The 1012-nt window shown below is 70.8% G+C and carries 2 protein-coding genes and 1 rRNA gene; 1 reads left to right on the forward strand and 2 read right to left on the reverse strand.

Annotation, left to right across the window (positions count from 1 at the left end; genetic code table 11):
• Window positions 1-84 (forward strand): 5S ribosomal RNA (gene rrf / locus ACIBVP_RS36960); the annotation flags it as partial.
• A gap of 116 nt (window positions 85-200) precedes the next feature.
• Here rrf and ACIBVP_RS36965 read toward each other — a convergent pair.
• Together ACIBVP_RS36965 and ACIBVP_RS36970 are read right to left on the reverse strand one after the other, a co-directional pair.
• On the reverse strand, window positions 201-659 hold the full coding sequence (locus tag ACIBVP_RS36965) for a hypothetical protein (RefSeq protein ID WP_396111130.1): 459 nt from the start codon (window positions 657-659) through the stop codon (window positions 201-203).
• A gap of 3 nt (window positions 660-662) precedes the next feature.
• A partial coding sequence (locus tag ACIBVP_RS36970) for a hypothetical protein (RefSeq protein WP_396111131.1) occupies window positions 663-1012 on the reverse strand: 350 nt, incomplete at its 5' end.

Raw genomic sequence — 1012 nt, forward strand, 5'->3', positions numbered from 1 at the left:
CCCATTCCGAACCCGGAAGCTAAGCCCACCAGCGCCGATGGTACTGCACTCGCCAGGGTGTGGGAGAGTAGGACACCGCCGGACATCCTTTCCAAGAGGCCCTCCGATCACCGGAGGGCCTCTTGCGTGTTCAATGGGTGTACGGACTCCCTAAGCCCCGCAGTGCAGGAGGAACAGTGTCGGATCGCAACCGCGACGAGTCAGAGAGCGGTGGCGCACGCAACCGAGACCGCGACTCCGGCCGTCGTGACCAGGGCAATCGCCCGTATCGGAACAACCAGAACCGCGACAGAGGCGGCTACCGCCCCACCCGCGACCGCAACGACAACAACCCCCGTACCCCGGAACGTGGCAACTACCGCCCGAACCGGGAGCGCGAGGGCTACCGCCGTGACAACACCGGCAACCGTCCGTTCCGTGAAGACCGCGGCTACCGGCCTCGTGACGACCGCCAGTTCGGTCGCGACCGAACCCAGCAGTCGGGTGACCGAGACGACCGCCGCCCGTACAACCGCGACCGCCAGGAAGGTGGCGAGCGCCGGCAGTACGGCGGTGACCGGCCGTTCCGCGACAACCGGCGTGAACAGGGCAGCGACCGTGGCGGCTTCCGTTCGGGTGACCGTCAGCAGGGCGACCGCAACCGCGACGACCGCGGCCACCGGTCAGGCGATCGGGGTCAGCGCGGCGATCGCGGGTTCCGGTCCGGTGACCGCGACGACCGCCGCCAGTTCGGCGGTGACCGGGGTCAGCAAGGCGGCGAACGCCGGCAGTACAGCGGTGACCGCCCCTTCCGCGGCGGCGACCGCGACACCCGGCGCGAGTCCGGCGGCTACCGGTCCGGCGACCGCGACAACCGCGCGGCCCGCGAACCCGGATCCGACCGTGGTTACCGGCAGAACCGCGACGACCGCGGCCACCGCTCCCGCGATGACCGCGGCGGCTACCGGGAGAACCGCGGCTATCGCCAGGACCGAGGCGGGCGCGACGATCGTGGCGGTCGTGAAGACCGTGC

The organism is Actinophytocola sp. NPDC049390 (assembly GCF_044466355.1).
In the GTDB taxonomy this organism is placed as follows: domain Bacteria; phylum Actinomycetota; class Actinomycetes; order Mycobacteriales; family Pseudonocardiaceae; genus Actinophytocola.